The 15596-nt window shown below is 67.0% G+C and carries 12 protein-coding genes and 1 pseudogene; 6 read left to right on the forward strand and 7 right to left on the reverse strand.

Annotated features, from left to right (window positions below):
• Positions 1-208: 208 nt before the first annotated feature.
• Positions 209-1171 carry an alpha/beta hydrolase family esterase gene (locus ACFYTQ_RS35270; protein ID WP_387370308.1) on the reverse strand — a complete coding sequence of 321 codons (963 nt, stop codon included), beginning with the start codon at positions 1169-1171 and terminating at the stop codon, positions 209-211.
• 108 nt (positions 1172-1279) lie between these two features.
• On the opposite strand from ACFYTQ_RS35270, the gene ACFYTQ_RS35275 reads away from it, so the two are divergent.
• On the forward strand, positions 1280-5152 hold the full coding sequence (locus tag ACFYTQ_RS35275; protein ID WP_387370311.1) for an NACHT and WD repeat domain-containing protein: 3873 nt from the start codon (positions 1280-1282) through the stop codon (positions 5150-5152).
• Between the two features lie 71 nt (positions 5153-5223).
• Here ACFYTQ_RS35275 and ACFYTQ_RS35280 read toward each other — a convergent pair whose 3' ends face one another.
• Entirely contained in the window at positions 5224-5595 is a 372-nt protein-coding gene (locus ACFYTQ_RS35280; RefSeq protein ID WP_387370314.1) for a hypothetical protein, read from the reverse strand.
• 453 nt (positions 5596-6048) lie between these two features.
• Entirely contained in the window at positions 6049-6351 is a 303-nt protein-coding gene (locus ACFYTQ_RS35285) for a hypothetical protein (RefSeq protein WP_387370316.1), read from the reverse strand.
• On the opposite strand from ACFYTQ_RS35285, the pseudogene ACFYTQ_RS35290 reads away from it, so the two are divergent.
• Positions 6282-6608 (forward strand): annotated as a pseudogene (locus tag ACFYTQ_RS35290) (IS3 family transposase); the annotation flags it as partial. The gene ACFYTQ_RS35285 and the pseudogene ACFYTQ_RS35290 sit on opposite strands and share 70 nt — an antisense overlap.
• 206 nt (positions 6609-6814) lie before the next feature.
• Here ACFYTQ_RS35290 and ACFYTQ_RS35295 read toward each other — a convergent pair.
• Together ACFYTQ_RS35295 and ACFYTQ_RS35300 are read right to left on the reverse strand one after the other, a co-directional pair.
• Complete coding sequence (locus tag ACFYTQ_RS35295; RefSeq protein WP_387370319.1) at positions 6815-9484, reverse strand: ATP-binding protein; 2670 nt, start codon at positions 9482-9484, stop codon at positions 6815-6817.
• Between the two features lie 329 nt (positions 9485-9813).
• Positions 9814-10182 carry a hypothetical protein gene (locus ACFYTQ_RS35300; protein WP_387370322.1) on the reverse strand — a complete coding sequence of 123 codons (369 nt, stop codon included), beginning with the start codon at positions 10180-10182 and terminating at the stop codon, positions 9814-9816.
• 212 nt (positions 10183-10394) lie between these two features.
• Here ACFYTQ_RS35300 and ACFYTQ_RS35305 point away from each other — a divergent pair, with 212 nt between their 5' ends.
• Positions 10395-11414 (forward strand): restriction endonuclease, encoded by a 1020-nt coding sequence (locus ACFYTQ_RS35305; protein ID WP_387370325.1) that lies wholly within the window; start codon positions 10395-10397, stop codon positions 11412-11414.
• Between the two features lie 171 nt (positions 11415-11585).
• Here ACFYTQ_RS35305 and ACFYTQ_RS35310 read toward each other — a convergent pair whose 3' ends face one another.
• Complete coding sequence (locus ACFYTQ_RS35310; RefSeq protein WP_387370328.1) at positions 11586-12332, reverse strand: response regulator transcription factor; 747 nt, start codon at positions 12330-12332, stop codon at positions 11586-11588.
• A 154-nt stretch (positions 12333-12486) separates the two neighbouring features.
• Here ACFYTQ_RS35310 and ACFYTQ_RS35315 point away from each other — a divergent pair, with 154 nt between their 5' ends.
• Together ACFYTQ_RS35315 and ACFYTQ_RS35320 are read left to right on the forward strand one after the other, a co-directional pair.
• A complete protein-coding gene (locus ACFYTQ_RS35315) occupies positions 12487-12762 on the forward strand; it encodes a hypothetical protein (protein ID WP_387370331.1) in 276 nt (91 codons plus the stop codon).
• Between the two features lie 55 nt (positions 12763-12817).
• The gene (locus ACFYTQ_RS35320; protein WP_387370334.1) at positions 12818-14197 is read left to right on the forward strand and encodes a sensor histidine kinase; all 1380 of its coding nucleotides are present in this window, start codon (positions 12818-12820) and stop codon (positions 14195-14197) included.
• 42 nt (positions 14198-14239) lie between these two features.
• On the opposite strand, the gene ACFYTQ_RS35325 is transcribed toward ACFYTQ_RS35320, so the two are convergent.
• Positions 14240-15052: a hypothetical protein gene (locus tag ACFYTQ_RS35325; RefSeq protein ID WP_387370337.1), complete on the reverse strand. Its 813-nt coding sequence runs from the start codon at positions 15050-15052 to the stop codon at positions 14240-14242.
• Between the two features lie 265 nt (positions 15053-15317).
• Between ACFYTQ_RS35325 and ACFYTQ_RS35330 the strand changes: the two genes are divergently transcribed.
• Positions 15318-15497: a hypothetical protein gene (locus tag ACFYTQ_RS35330; RefSeq protein ID WP_387370340.1), complete on the forward strand. Its 180-nt coding sequence runs from the start codon at positions 15318-15320 to the stop codon at positions 15495-15497.
• Positions 15498-15596: the final 99 nt, after the last annotated feature.

A 15596-nucleotide genomic window follows, 5' to 3' on the forward strand; every position in this document is an offset into this window, starting at 1 on the left:
GATGGCGGTGATGATGAGCACGCTCATGGGTCGGCCTTCGGTGGAGCTGGGTCTTTGGCGCGCGCGAGTGTTCGCGGGCGTCGGGACCAGACTCGTTGCGACGGACCGATTTCAGGTGCGCTGGGATGTCATTTTGGCGCTTACGGGCAGGTCAGGGCAGGTTTTCGGGGTTTCCTGTCCGGAACGGTTCGCCCGGTGGGGGTCGGTGTCAACGGTGTTGGGTGAGCAGGAACTCGATGGCGGTGCGGGTGACTCCGGTGAGGTCTCCGGCGAGGGTGTGGGTGGCTCCGTCGAGGGTGAGGAAGGAGACGGGGGTGGAACCGGTGTGGTAGTCCTCGCGGGTCGAGCTGTGGCGGAATCCGTTGGCCGGGTCGGGGTCGTGGTGGGTGACGGTGTCGGGGGTGGGAAGCGGTGCGGGTGGGTGTCCCGCGGCGAGGAGGTTGGTGGCGAGCCATTGGTCGAGGGCGATGCGGCCGACGGGCGGGCTGCTGAGAGGGTCGTTGGTGGCCTCGACGAGCAGGGCGGGGATGGGTCGTGCGCGAGGGCCCATTTCGGTGTAGGCGGCGGTGCCGGTGATGTCGGTGCCGGTGGCGTAGGCGCCGCTGCACCAGGTGCTGATCGCGGTGTAGAGGTCGGGGTAGGCGGCGCCCATGATGGTGGCCATCAGCGCGCCGCCGGAATGTCCGGCGAGGTAGACGCGGTGCGGATCGAGGGCGTAGCGGTCGCGGACCGCTTCGGTGATACCGGCGAGCAGGGCCGGCTCTCCGGAGCCGCGGTGTTGGTCGTGGGGGTCGGTGAAGTTCCAGCAGCCGAGCAGGTTCGCGTCGGGCGATTGGATGGGGTAGGCGACGACGAACCCGTGCTCGCGGGCGAGGCGGGCGAGGACGTCGTCGCGGACGACGGCGGGATCGGGGTCGGCGTCGGTGGAGAGCATGTCGCCGCAACCGTGCAGGAAGACCAGCAGCGGACGGCCGGAGGAGTCGCCGGGTGGGGCGTAGACGAAGTAGTGGCGGGTCCCGGCGGGACCGGTGTAGTCCGCGGCCAGCACGCTGCCCTCGTCGGCGGTGGCCGGAGTGGGCGCGGTGAAGGCGAAAGCGGCGGCGGTGAGCAGCAGCGCGGCGAGCCGCCCGGCGAGGGGTCGAAGGGAAGACCGGCGGGGTGTGGCGCGCATATACTGCTCCTCCGGAGCGTCCTCGGAAGTCGTTGACGCTCATGGTAATTCGTTGCGGCCGAACCGGTCACGGACCGGACGGTCGCTCCAGGGTGTGCGGGAGGATGCGTGGGGTCGGAAGGGGAGTTCGATCGGGATGGGGCGCAGACACCGCGCGCGGTGTTCACGTACCGGTTCAACCAATTGTGGTCGGCGGCAGGCGATCCCAAGCTGGATCGGGTGGCGCGGGCCGCGTCGGAGGTGCTGGCGGCCACGAAGGCGCCGGGGGCGCGGGCACGGATTCCGGTGCAGCGGTTGAGCGATTGGAAGAACGGCAGCATTCCCGCACGATGGGAGATGCTGCGGCCGGCGCTGTCGGTGCTGATCGCCGACGCGGGAACCAGGAAGGGGCGGGTACCGGCCGAGCTGCTGGATATGGGCCGCTGGGAGCGGTGGTGGACCGCGGCCGACACCTGGAAAACGCCGGTCGATTCCGACTGTCCGTATCAGGGGTTGAAGCCCTACGGTGCCGGTGACGCCGCACGATATGTCGGTCGTGAACAGGCGATCGGCAAGCTCGCCGGGCTGGTCGGCGACGCGAGCGCCGCGGGTGGCGGGTTCGTCGTGATGGTCGGCGCGTCCGGGGTCGGGAAGTCGTCGTTGCTGGCGGCGGGACTGATCCCCGCGCTGGGCGGGGATTGGGTGGTGTCCACTCACACGGCGGGCAACGGCGCGGATCACGCGATCCCCGACACCGCCGCCGATGCCGAGGGGAACACGCCGCGGGTGCTGATCGTGGATCAGGGGGAGCGGTTGTTCGTCGACGGCGTCGGCGAGACCGAGCGGCGCGGGTTCGTCGAGCGGTTGGCGGAACTGGTGTCCCACGGTTGGGTAGTGGTATTCGCCGTGCGTGCCGACTTCTTCGACGCCTGCCTCGAGATCCCGGCTCTGGCAGAAGGATTCGACACGCGCGGGTTCGTGCTGACGCCGATGCGCCGTGACGAACTGGTGCGGGTGGTGACCGAACCGGCGCAGCGGGCCGGGCTGAGTCTCGAACCCGGGCTGGTGGAGTTGATCCTCACCGAGCTCGCCGGAATGGACACCGGCGGCCGCGACCATCCGGGAGCGTTGCCGCTGCTGTCGCACGTGCTGGCGGTGACGTGGGAGCGGCGCAAAGGCCGCAAACTCACCGTCGCCGCCTATCAGGGCGCGGGCGGGGTCACCGGGGCGGTCGCCCGGACCGCGGAAGGGGTGTGGGCGAAACTCGCTGAGTCCCAAGAGGTGACGGCTCGGCGCATGCTGGTGGGCATGGTCGCGGTCGGCGACGGTGCTCGCGACACCCGACGTCGGGTATCGCGCCCCGATCTGCTCGCCGCCGCCCCCGACGCGGCACGAATCCTGGAGGCGTTCGTCGCCGCGCGGCTGGTCACCGTAGACGACGGCAGCGCCGAGCTGGCGCACGACGTGGTGATCGGGGCCTGGTCGCGGTTGCGGGACTGGATCGACGCCGATCGCGAGACCCACCTGGTCCGTCAGCGCGTCACCGCCGACGCCGCGGCGTGGGCCGCGTCGGGTCGCGACCCCGCGCGCCTGTATCGCGGTCTGCCCTTGGCCCAGGCGCGTGCGCACCTCGGCGGCGACAGCGATGCTGTCATCGCCGAATTCCTCGCCGCCGCGACGCGGGCGCGGCAGCGGCGCCGCCGCGCCCAGGCCGCGATCGCGGCGGTGGTGATCGTGGCGTTGGTCGCCGCCGCGACCGCCGCGGTCCGCGCCGCGGTCACCGCCCGCGAACGCGACGCGGTGTTCTTCGCGACCGTGCTCGCCGAGGCCGACCGGCTGCAGACCAGCGACCCCACCCTGTCCGCGGAACTGGACGTGCTGGCCCAGCGGCTGCGTCCCGGCGACCCGCGGGTGGTCACCCGCCTGATCGCCAGCGAAAACCTGCCGGTGGCAAGCACTTTCATCGACCATCCGGGAACTGTGGAATGGCTCAGCTATCTCGACGACACCCATCTCGTGGCCGCCGGCGACGACCACGCCATCCGAGTGTGGGCCAGCGACGGCCGCTCGGTTCCCACCCTGGCGGCACCTCCGATCACCGATCACACCGATCAGGTCGTCACCCTCGCCACGCACGCGCCGCTACTGGTCTCGGGCAGCCGCGACGGTACCGTGCGCCTGCGCGACCTGTCCGACCTCGCCCAACCCCGGCTGCTGCACACCCTGACCGAGTCCGCGCCCCCGATCGCCACCGCGTTGTCGGCCGATGGCCGCACTCTCGCTGTCGCGAGCACCGCGACAGTGGAGCTGTGGGATGTCTCCGACCCGGCCCAACCGATCCGGACCACGACTCTGCTCCCACCCCAGGGCTACTTCGAGAAGATCGCCTTCGCCGGGCCGGGTGCGTTCGTGGCCATGACCACCCTCGACACCGGGGTCTTCAGTCACACGACCGCCGTGTGGGCGTGGCCGCGAACTCGTGAAGGGTCCTCGGACCCGATCGAACTCGGCCGGGTCAGCGACGGCCCCATGATCCTCGCGGCCAACCCGGCCGTCCCGACCGTGGCGATGGCCGGCCGAATGTCGACCCAGCCCCTGGCCGGGGACGCCCAATTGAAGGTGCTCGATCTCGCCGACCCCACCCACCCCGCCGTCGTGGCTCCCGCTGTCCCGCTGACCTCCGCCTCCGATCTGAACGGAATGGCGTTGAGCCGCAACGGCCGCGTCCTCGCGATCGTCAGCGGCGCCGAGACCCGCCTGTTCGACCTCGCCGACCCCGCCCACCCGGCCCCGCTCGGCCCGCCCCTGGCCGGAGGGTCATCCTGCCGTGAGGTCACCGTGGGTTGCGACACCACCGCGACGGCATTGGCCTGGAACAGCGACGCCACCCAGGTGACACTCGCGTTCCCCGGCGGCCGCGTCCAACGCTGGTCGGTGCCGGTCGCGGCGCTGGCAGGACAAGCCGGTCAGATCCAGCGACCCGCGATCAGCGGCGACGGCACCCGCATGCTCACCACCGCCCACGGCGCCCCCAGCCACCTCTGGGACATCCACGACCCGACCGCGCCCCGCCTGCTCGGCGCCATCGACGCACCCGCCACCGCCACCATCAACAGCACCTCCGCGATCAGCTACCCCACCCTCAGCGCCGACGGCCGCATCGCCGTCTACCCGGCAGACGGACAGATCACCCTGTTCGATCTGACCGACCCCACCGCGCCCAAGCAGAGCTACCGCTTCCCCGACGCCCTCGGCGCGGCGTTCCTCCCCGACCGGCCCGTGCTGCTGGTACTGCACGCCCTTCCCGTCCCGGGCATCACCCTCTTCGACTGCACCGACCCCACTCAGCCACGCCAGCTCACCGCACCGATCACCCTGCCCCCCTCACCACGCGCCCTGCAAACCGGCCTCGAACCGGCTCTGAGCCGCGACGGCGCCGTGGCCGCCTCCATCGCCGACAGCCTGCAGATCTGGGACACCGACCGCACCCTGCACGCACACGCCGGACCCGTCGGCGGTCTCCCCCTCGACTGGACCGGCAACGGCGCGGGACTGGCCATCAGCGACGACCACCACACCGTCGTCGCCGGCTGGGACGGCGGAACGATCCGCGTCTTCGACATCACCGATCCGAAACACATTGCGCCACTAGGCGAACCGGTCCGAGTCAGTCACACGATCGTCACGGGCGTCGCGCTCAGCGGCCATCACCTCCTCACCAGCGGCGCCGACGCCACCGTGCGGCTGTTCGACTTCACCGACCCCCACCACCCCACCCCCTACGGCGACTCCATCGCCCCACCCGGCCCCACCCGCTGGCAACTGGCCTCCCACCCCCGCGGCGAATACCTCATCGGCGCCGCCGACCAAGGCGCCCTACGCATCTGGGACCTCAACCCCGACCACGCCAACACCCGCACCTGCGCCCTCACCGCCACCACCATCACCGACGACCTCACCACCTACCTCCCCGGCCACGCCCTGCCGCGCCTGTGTGCGTGATTCGAACCGGCCCGGCAGGGCGGAACACCTGGTTGCCCTGCCGGATTCGGAAGGGGGATCGGTGGTTCGGGTCAGGACGGCACGCGCCGCGTCGTGCACCGGCCTGCGCCATCACATTTCTGGATGGTGAAGCCGGCGCACGACGCGTGCCGGAATCCCAGGAAATCACCGAAACCGGCAGGTTGCCGGTAACTGGGATCGAAAAACACGGTCCTGCCGCCGATGAGGAAACCGACGCGGTTTCCAGCGACGACGACCGGTGCCACCGCGTGTTCCCAAAACGCCTTGTCTCCGTTGCGCAATTGGGAGGTATCGACCGGCGTGCACGAGTCCTGCGGTGCGGCATTCGCGGGCGCGGAGCCGAAAACACCGGCCACGCTCACCACCAGACCCACGATCAGCAACGCTCCCCGCTGCGCTCGCGGTCTTGTGTGCATATCCATCATTGCTCCTTCGGCTGATTCCGCAGCGCGTCTGCGGTGGTTCGAACGGTAGGAGTCACGACGTTGTCAGCCGCGACTCACCGCACACCGGGCAGTTGAAACCGCTGGTGGGACGCGGAGAGTCGATATTCCGGTCCGGATTTGGGAATCGCGGCGGGAAGCGCATCTCGTGACGGCCGCAGTGCCGAAGTGCTCGCCGAACAGCAGCTATGGGATGGAAGCGTTCCAACTGAGCCGGACGGCGCGGACCGAGTGGGATTCAGCACTACCGGCGGCCTCGCCCTTCTGGCCCGGCCCGGTCCGGCAGTTCCGGCACAAGCGGGGGCAGTGGAACCGAATCCAGCTCGACTGGAACCAAACCGTTTTCATGCGACGGCTGGCGGTCCGGAGGAGTCGCAAGGGAAGCCTCGCACGCGATGTGCCGGTCAAGAATTTCTGGGCTGGTGGAGTTGGTCAGCAGTGCAGGCGAGGAAACCTCGTCGGGATCTGCACAACACCGGAGGTGGATACGCCGCCGCGGATCCGCTGAACGGCGTGGCCGGGGTCGAGGTTCCAGATGCGGAGGATGCTCTCGTGACTCGCGCCGATCAGGTTTCCGCTGATCTTGTCGAACGCCACCCACCAGTTGGTGGCCGGTGTGGTGAGGGATTCGCCGAACTCGAACGTGTGAATGCAAGTATTGCGTGATGCGAGTGCGTATTTCGCGTCGGAGCTCGGCCAGACCCGGAGGTGATCGTGCGGTTCGTGAAAGATCACCCGCAGCACTCGGTCGAGCTCGTATTGCGGTGCTGGGCATCGCGTCGTCGACGTTCTATGGATGGCTGGCCCAAGCGAAGAACCCGTCGCGGCGGCTGGCCGACGAGCAATCGCTGGCTGAGATCGTCGATATCCACACCAGCTCCGGCGGCACCTGCGGATCGCCGCGGGTGCACGCGATGCTGCGCCGGCGCGGCATCGCGGTCGGCGGTGAACGCGTGGAACGGCTGACGCGGGGACGCGGGTTGCAGGGCGCGTTCCTGCGTAGGGGTTGGTGCATCTCGTCGACGCGGCAGGATCGCCGCGCCACGCCCCGCGCCGGATCTGGTCAACCGCGACTTCACCGCGGACACCCCGGATCGGTTGTGGCGGCCGATGCGACGCGGATGCCGACCGGTGAGAGCGTGTTCTGGCTGGCGGCGGCGCCTGACGCGTTTTCCAACCGGATCGTAGGCCCTGTCGTTCAGTCCGGTCGGTCGTGGTTCAGGGGAGTACCGCATCGATCGATCCCTGCCAGGGCGCGGCCGTGCTGGCTGGGATCTCCGGTCGACCGGGCCAGTTCCAGCGCTGCGGTGAATGACGTTCGCGCTCGGTCGATTTCGCCGGTATCGATCAGCAGCTCTCCGATTTCGTTGAGCGTTTCCGTCTCACCGCGGCGGTCGCCCAGTTCTCGGTATGCGCTGAGCGCGTCGTTGAAACGGGTTGCCGCCGCGCGGGGATCACCGAGGATGCGAGCGAGCAGGCCCAGGTTCAGCAGGGCGATGGCTTGGCCTGCGCGACCGCCGCTTTCGCGGTGGATTGCCAGAGCACGCTCGAGGAGGTCGGCCGCCTCGGTGTGGTGGCCGGTGCGGCGACGGACGACGCCGAGGTTGGTGAGCACGGTGGCTTCGCCGACGCGATTGCCGATCTCTTGGTAAAGGGCCAGCGCTTGCGAATAGAAGTCTGGGGTCTCGGTGTCGTAGCCCATCAGGCGTGTGGCGAGGTCGAGATTCTCCAAGCCGGTGATCGACTCGCTTCGGGTACCGAGTTCCCGATAGATCCGCAGCGTCTGTCGCAGCGCTCCGACGGCGTCGACGCGATGCCCATTCACGTAGCTGATCGCGGCGAGATTGAGGTGCGCCACGGCTTCGCCGCGTCGCTCCCCGATTTCCTGGTAGCGCGGCAAGGCGGCACGGAGGGCGGCGAGTGCCTGGGGATAGTCGCCGGTGCGCCAGCAGGTCATGCCGATATTGGTCAGCGCGGTCGCTTCGCCGGTGAGATCGCCGATGTCTCGATACGTCACCGCCGCCGCTCGGAACAGTTCTGTTGCCTCAGCGAACTCTCCTGACAGATGGCGGAGGCGGCCCAGGTTCGTCGACGCGGTGGCTTCGCCGGCGCGGTCGTCTGCTTGCTGTGCGGCTTCGCGAGCGCGTTGATGCAGATTTGCTGCCTTGGACCAGGGGCCGTCCCGCTCGAGAAGTCCGGCGAGGACTTCGATCAACGGGCCTACTCGTTCCGGAGCGACGGATTCGGCGAGTTCGATGTAGGACGAGATGTTCGCGCGTTCGGCCCGTAACCATTGCAAGGCTTGCGTCGACGTATCGAATCGAGGAATCCTCGACCGAGCACCGCTCTGCGGCGTTGCGGGCTCGCGTGCGTGGGGCCGCGGGGGTGGGGAGAGATGACGATCGGCCTCTGCGCCCGTGGTGTGGTAGTAGTCCATCGTCCGCAGCACGGCGTGGAGCCGCGCGTGCGGCGAATCGTCGCGGCCGAGTTCTCGGCTGTACTCGCGCAGTAGGTCGTGGAGTCGGTATCGGCCGGGTGCGATCTCCTCGACGAGGTGGTCGATGTACAGGGCTTCTAGTTCGTCACCAATCGTGGTGATCGGTAGGTCTGCGAGAGTGGCGGCGGTCCAGGCGTCCAGGTCGGGTCCGGCGTGCAAACCGAGGCTCCGAAGGACGTGTCGACGCTGTTCCGGAAGAGCGAGATAGGACGTCGTGAACGCTGTTCGCACGGCACGAGCGCCGGCGCGGAGCTGGCTTAGCCGATCGTCGTCGCACGCAACGAACCTGGAGGCAAGATCGCTCACGGTCCATGACGGGTGGTGTGCGAGATGGGCGGCCAGTAACACGATTGCCAGGGGGAGACGGCCGCACAGATCGACGATCTCGGAAACCGTCGCGGCTTCGGGTTCCTCGCGTCCCCGGCGGGCCGTGGCATAGAACAGTTCCGCGGCTTCGTCTGCCTCCAGGTTTCCCAGGGTCACGGGCACCGCCGCATCGAGGCCGATCATGCGCCGTCGACTCGTCACCAGCGTCGAGCAGCCATGCCCGGCGGGGATCAGTGGTTCGATCTGGTCGCTGTCGCGGGCATCATCGAGGATCAACAGAACTCGTCGGTCCGCGACTCGTCCCTGCCAGAGGTCTCGTCGCCCCGTCATGGTGGCAGGGAGATGCCGAGGCGCGATCCCGAGATCGCCGAGCAACGCGCCCAATGCGTCGAACGGTTTCACATCCGGGACTCCGGGCGTATGAGCGTTGAGCTCGATGAAATATCGACCGTCCGGGTAATGATCTGCGACCAGGTGCCCGAGGCGGGTGACCAGTGCGGTCTTGCCGCTCCCGGCCATTCCGTCGATCGTATACGTGCGCCCGCCGCGTCCCGAGGTGAGTGCGGCCCTGAGGAATCGAAGCTCTTCCTCGCGTCCGACGAAGGCGTCGATATCTCGACGCAGGACCGCACTGACGAAGGTGAGAGCGGTTTTCTGCTCGCTGTGCATCGCCGGATCTGGCGCGGTCACTTCTTTGTGGGCGGCCTTCCAATACCGCCGCCACGTCTGGAGTTTGATCAACTCTGCCGGAATCGATGATGACCGCGAACGTGCCAGGTCGATGAGGGTTAGCACGACAGGCTCGACATTCTCGAATCGAGCCGGAACATTGCGGCCGGCGCGCCAGTCGCTGATCCTCTGCAGCTTGACTTCGTACCCGCTGCCGCGTCCTCGCGCGAGGCGAACCCGTTCGTTGGCGCGATCGGCGACGCGCTGCAGGGGCGGGTTGCCCGCTTCCCGGTACAGATCAGCGAACCGCGCCGCGAAAAACGCTCGGGCAGAGGAAGCTTCGTTGGGTCCGCCCTGCGAGTCGGTCGAGTCCACCTGATAAGGATAGCGCTGCCGTCACGAGGAAGCCCGAGCCCCTGGAGGCATCCGAAAATTCTTCCTTTCAACGCAATTGATACACCCAAGTAAAGGAGAAGACCGTTAGAGCCTGCGCGACTGCTCCGTCACCCGACCAGGCGCCACCCCTTCAGGATCTGCCGACATCGATGAGGCGAGAAATTTGAGGGGCGGCGCCGACTGCAGGTGAGCGTGGAGGACGGCTGTACACCGCTGCGCCGCACCGTCGATGGAGTACGACCGGAAGTGCGCATTGACGCCAGCTATCCGGCGGCGTCTGTGAGATTCGATCGTCCCCTTCGGGGCGATCAGCGTCCAGGGGTCAGATTATTGGAGTCGACGTAGCCGGTGATACCGGTGCGCAGATCGGTCCCGTAGGTCCAGGTGGTCGGACCGTTCGAGTCACTGGTTACGAAACCGTCGCCTGGAAATCCTTCACCCAGAACGGGCGAGTGGGAATTCGGGGCCGAATGAATCTTCACACCTCTCGCCGTGAAGTCCAGACGCTCCAGTTTCGGGGACTGAAGCATGTTCGACGTTTGCCATTGTGGTCCTTCGGCCGAGATAGGCGTGCCGTGAGTGCCCGGATGCACCAGCGAAGGGGATGCTGCCTGCGCGACAACAGGTGAAATGGCAACGGCCAACGCCAAAACCGTGGTCGTGGTGTCTTGCGTCAAGATCCTGGCAGGATTTCGCTGGTCATGAGGTTTATGCCAGCGATGGAGCGACCGCGCTCAACGCGCGGTAATGCCGATTTGCGGAGGTGAGCCACCCGAGGTTACACAGCCAGTAAGAGTCACCGCTTGGCCACTCGACTCGGCGCGAAGTGCCGATCGAAACTTCAACCTACACCAGACGATTCGCGGTCCCGGCCGCTATCGTCTTACCTATGGCCGACGACGAGCGAACTCCACTGGCGAGTCCGTCTCCGCCATCCGCGAAACGCAGGAACGCTGTGCTACGCCTGTTCGACGCTCCGCTCTATCGCGATGGCTTGTTCCTTTTCATGGTCGCTTGGGCGATATTCGGTGCCATCGCGATAGTCATGGAGCCGCCAGCCGGGCCGAACCCCGTACCTATGTGGTTAACAGCCTTGATTGGTGCCGTTTTCTGGGCGACCTTAGTCGGAATCGTGCCAGCGTGGGGCCGATTGCTGATCAGGCGTTGGCTATCCACCCGATCCAATCGGCACCGCTCAAGGAGCCGATCCGCGGCTGGCTCGCAAGCGCTGGCCATAATACCGAGTCTGGATATTGACCGTGCGCAACAAGCTAACGTAACACCCGGTTCTGTCGAGACGTCGCGACCAGACCGCAGCGATCATGGTCGTGGCGCGTCGCCGTCGCAATCCCAGCCGAAATCATTGAAGGGACCGGCGATAGCTGCACCTGACCCCGCACGTGACGAGGTGGCGCCATCTGTCTCCCGTACCGGCCCGATTGTCCCACCGAAGCTGCATTGGGATCGTATTGATGCGGATAATTTTGAACGTCTCCTTGCGCGCCTTCTCGAAGTATCCGGATGGTATGTGAACATCACACGCCTGATGAACGTCAACGCCCCTGACGCTGGCCGAGACATTCAGGCATACCGACGTGTCGAAACTGGACTGTCAAAGGTGAAATTCGAGCGCGTCATCGTTCAAGCCAAACACCAGCCTAAACGGGGGATCAGCAGCACGGAGATTGCAGAGTTGGTGTATGCGAAACTGCCATTGTGGGAAGGGGAGCCAGTGCGAGGACTGATCATTGCAACGACCGGCTCCTTTACCCAGGATGCCGTCCGATGGGTGGAAAGCCACAATTACGACGCCAAAAGGCCAGACATTACTCTGTGGTTGCCGGATGAACTGGAAAGACTCCTTCGTGTGTGGCCAGCAGTCCTGGCTGAGTTCACACTCATTGACTGAATCGCGGCAATCGGGTGCCCTGTGCACATGTCAACAAGCGCGCGTCCACCGGTGCATCCCAGGGTGCCAGGACGCACTGCCAGCGGTTTCACACACATGCTTCGTTCCGGGCATGCGAGGCTGATAGTCATTGGCCCTGATGTGATCTCGCCAACCACTCGCTCATGCCGATTACGTGGCTTTCCCTGAGGCCGGGCGCAGGGTGGCCTGTGGGTTGCGGGCGGCGGTGGTGTCTGGCTGAGTGGTGGTGGTGTCGTGGAGGCGGTAGCCGACGCCCCGGATGGTTTCGATGCTGTGTGTGCCGAAGGGGGTGTCGATTTTGCGGCGTAGGTAGCCGATGTAGACCTCGATTACGTTGTCGTCGCCGTCGTAGTGGGCGTCCCAGACCGATCGCAGGATTTCGGCTTTGGTGACGACCGTGTTCTTGTGGCGCATCAGGTATTCGAGGAGTCCGTATTCGCGGGGGGTCAGGGTGATGGGGGTTCCGGTGCGGGTGACGTGTCGTTGTGCGGGGTCGAGGTAGAGGTCGCCGGCGGTGAGGGTGGTGGGTCGTTCAGGGGCGCCGCGCCGCAGGAGTGCGCGCAGGCGGGCGAGGAGGATGACGAAGGAGAACGGTTTGGTGAGGTAGTCGTCGGCGCCGAGGTCGAAGGCGTCGGCCTGGTCGTATTCGCCGTCCTTGGCCGACAGCATTAGTACCGGCGTCCAGACCTGCCGACGGCGGAGTTCGCGCACGATTTCGTAGCCGTTCTTGCCGGGCAGCATGATGTCGAGAATCAGCACGTCGAATTGCTGGGTGGCGGCGAGTTCGAGGCCTGTGTGCCCGTCGTGGGCGAGTTCGACGACGAACCCTTCGGCTACCAGGCCGCGGCGCAGGGTTTCCGCGAACCGGATCTCGTCGTCGACCATCAATATCCGCACGGGTGACCGCCTGTTCCGCCTCGCGTCGTCGGTAGTCCCCCCATTACAGCTCACGAGCAGCGCGGCAGTGCCTTGCTCCTCAGCGTCTTCACAGCGTGGACGGCGCAGTGTAGGCGTGACGGCGCTGGAACCCGGGCCGGGAGCGGAGAAAGGAATGCCCGTGATGACCAGGAAACAGGAGATTGCGGCGGCCGTGGCCGCGGTGTTGACAGCGGGAGGGTGGGGCGGATTCGCGGTCGCTCAGGCAGCACCGGTCACGTCTCCCGCACCACTGGTGGCGACCGATACTCCGGAGCCGGGCGATTCACCGGACGCGGTCGATACTCCGGAGCCGGGCGACACGCCCGACCTGCCCGCCGCCGATCACGACAACCTTCGAGACGGCGACCAGAATGGGGCCGAAGTTCCCGACGCCGGCACGCACCACTGACCACGTCCGGCACCACGACCACCGCTCGACCATTCGCACCTGTCGGAGGAGTCCCGTGGCATGGTTCTGGCCCGCGTGGCATCCGCGGCGGTGGGGCCTGCGGGTGCGGTCGGCGTTGATCGTGGCGGTGGTCGTGGCGGTGAGCGTGGCCGTGGCCACCGTGTCGCTGACCTACCTGCTGTATCGGTCGCTGGTGGCGGCCTCCGACGAGGCCGCCACCACCCGGATCAACCAGATCACCGAGCAGCTGGCCCACGACACCCCAGCCGAGCTCGATCGCACGGTGCTGGAGACCGACTCCCGGATCACCGCGGTGCAGATCCTCGACGCCGCCGGATCGGTGGTGCAAGCCTCCGGCCGCGACACACGCCGCCCGCTCACCACGGCGCGGCCACCGACCGGGATGGTCGCCCACGAGCTACCACGCACCGACGAGGCAGAGTCACGGGTGAGCGGCACGACGGTCGACGCGGCCGGTGGCCGGTACACGGTGCTGGTAGCCATGAGCGAGGAGGAGAGCGAGAACACGGTCAAACTCGTCGGCGTTCTCGTCGCCATCGCCGGACCGCTGATCGTGATAGTCGCCGCCGCCACCGCGTATGTGATGGTCGGTTGGTCGCTGCGGTCGGTGGAGCGGATCCGGACCCGGGTCGCCGCGATCAGCGGCGCCGATCTCGTCGAGCGGGTGCCGGTGCCCGAACCCCGCGACGAGATCGCGGCGCTGGCGCGCACCATGAACGACATGCTCGCGCGGGTGAAGGCCGGCCAGGACGCGCAGCGCCGGTTCGTCGCCGACGCCTCCCATGAGTTGCGCAGCCCGCTGACCACGATCACCACCGGCCTGGAACTCGGTCTGACCCGCCCCGAGATGCTCGACACCGCGCTCGTGCGCGACACGCTGCTGCCCGAGGCCGCCCGTATGCAGCATCTCATCGAGGATCTGCTGCTGCTGGCCCGCGCCGACGAACACGGCCTGCCGATCCGGCGCACCGAGGTCGACCTCGACGACCTGCTGGCAACCGAAACTGCCCGCACCCGAGCCGATTCCGGGTTGCGGGTCAGCTGCACGACCCGCCCGGTCCGCATCGTGGCCGACCCACGCCAGATCGCGCGCGTGATCCGCAACGTCCTCGACAACGCCGCCCGCTACGCCGACACCCACATCGATGTCGTCCTCACCGCCGATGACCACGCCGCACACCTCGCTATCAGCGATGACGGTCCCGGCATCCCCACCCCGGCCCGCGAGCGCGTGTTCGACCGTTTCTACCGGGTGCAGACCGACCGGGCCCGCGACACCGGTGGTTTCGGGCTCGGTTTGGCCATCGTCGCCGAAATCGTCACCGCCCACCACGGCCGGGTCCGCATCGACGAGGCCTCCCCGCACGGCACCCGCGTCACCATCGACCTACCCCGCGCCGACCCCGAATTGTAAGTTCCGCAATCAGAGTCGCCAGCGCACTTGCGAGTGGCATGGTCACACGGTGTCGAGATCGGTGGCTGCGTCGAGGTCTTCGGGGGCGCCGCGTCGCGTGTTGTGGTGGTAGGCGACGCCGATCACCAGGACAAGCGCCAGGACGGCGCTGGTGCCCCAGGTGCCGAATCCCAGGCCGCCCTTGGTGGGTGGTTTGGACAGTAGGTCACCGACCGTGGCGCCCAGGGGACGGGTGAGGATGAACGCAGCCCAGAAAAGCAGAACTCCGGACAGGCGGGTCAGGTAGTGGGCGGCGAGGATCGCGGCCATGACGGTCGCGATCAGCGCGGCGCTGCCCCAGTATCCGAGACCGGAACTGTCGGACAGATAGTCCCCGACCGAGGTGCCCAGGGTGTTGGACAACAGAATGGCTGCCCAGTAGAGGATTTCGCCGCGCAGGGTGGTGATCGTGGAGACATCGTAGGTTTGCCCACTCAGTTTCCAGACCACGAACACGATCGCCAGGCCGGTGATCAGGATCGCGGCGCCGCCGCCGTAGCCGAGTCCGCCGTCGGTCAAGGTGCCCGAACCCGGCCCGCGGTTGAGCAGGTCGGAGATCGTCGTTCCGGCGGTGCTGGTCGCGGCGATCACCGTCCAGTACAGGCCCGGATGAAAGCGCCGCGCCCGCAACTGCGTCAGCAACGCGACCACGAAGATCGCCAAGAACAGCGCCGACGCCGCCGCATACCCCAGCCGCAGCGTCTGTGCGAGCAGGTCTCCGCCGGTCTCGCCCAGCGTCGTCGCCGCGATCTTCAATACCCAGAAACCCGCTGTCACCTGAGGCAACTTGTAGTCACGAGACATAGTTGTGGTCATCCGCTGCTCTCTTTCCGCCGAACCGATCCGAGGGAGACGCGGCGCCAGACTGCCAGCCGGTTGCTGAGAGCACGCTGAGACCCCTGTCGCTAGCACACCGTAAACCCCGATTGCAGCGTTCGGTGGAGTTGGTTCCTCAGCGAAATCACAGTGCGTCGGTTCGATGGTTGAACCGGAAAGTTCACTGCGTCACCGGGTTTCACTCGCTTGCGGGGGTCTGGTGGCCTCCGGGCATTGTCGGCACGTCTTGTCGAGGAGTTGATGCATGGACTACGGAAATGAGTTGCGCAGCGATATCCATACGCGTGCGACCACACCGTTGATCGGGATCTACGATCTGAATTCGGCGTCGCTGGCCGCACGGCACTACGGCGGGCTGTTCGTCTCCGGATTCGGGTTCACCGCATCCTACTACGGGCTGCCCGATATCGGGTTCATCGCCTAGCCGGACATGGCCGGATTCGTACACAGGCTGCGCCTGGCGCTTGCCCTGACCGCAGACAACCTCGTTCACCGGCGCGGCCTGGCACAGTCCCGGTCCGCG

It is taken from the genome of Nocardia sp. NPDC004068, from assembly GCF_042874315.1.
In the GTDB taxonomy this organism is placed as follows: Bacteria; Actinomycetota; Actinomycetes; order Mycobacteriales; family Mycobacteriaceae; genus Nocardia.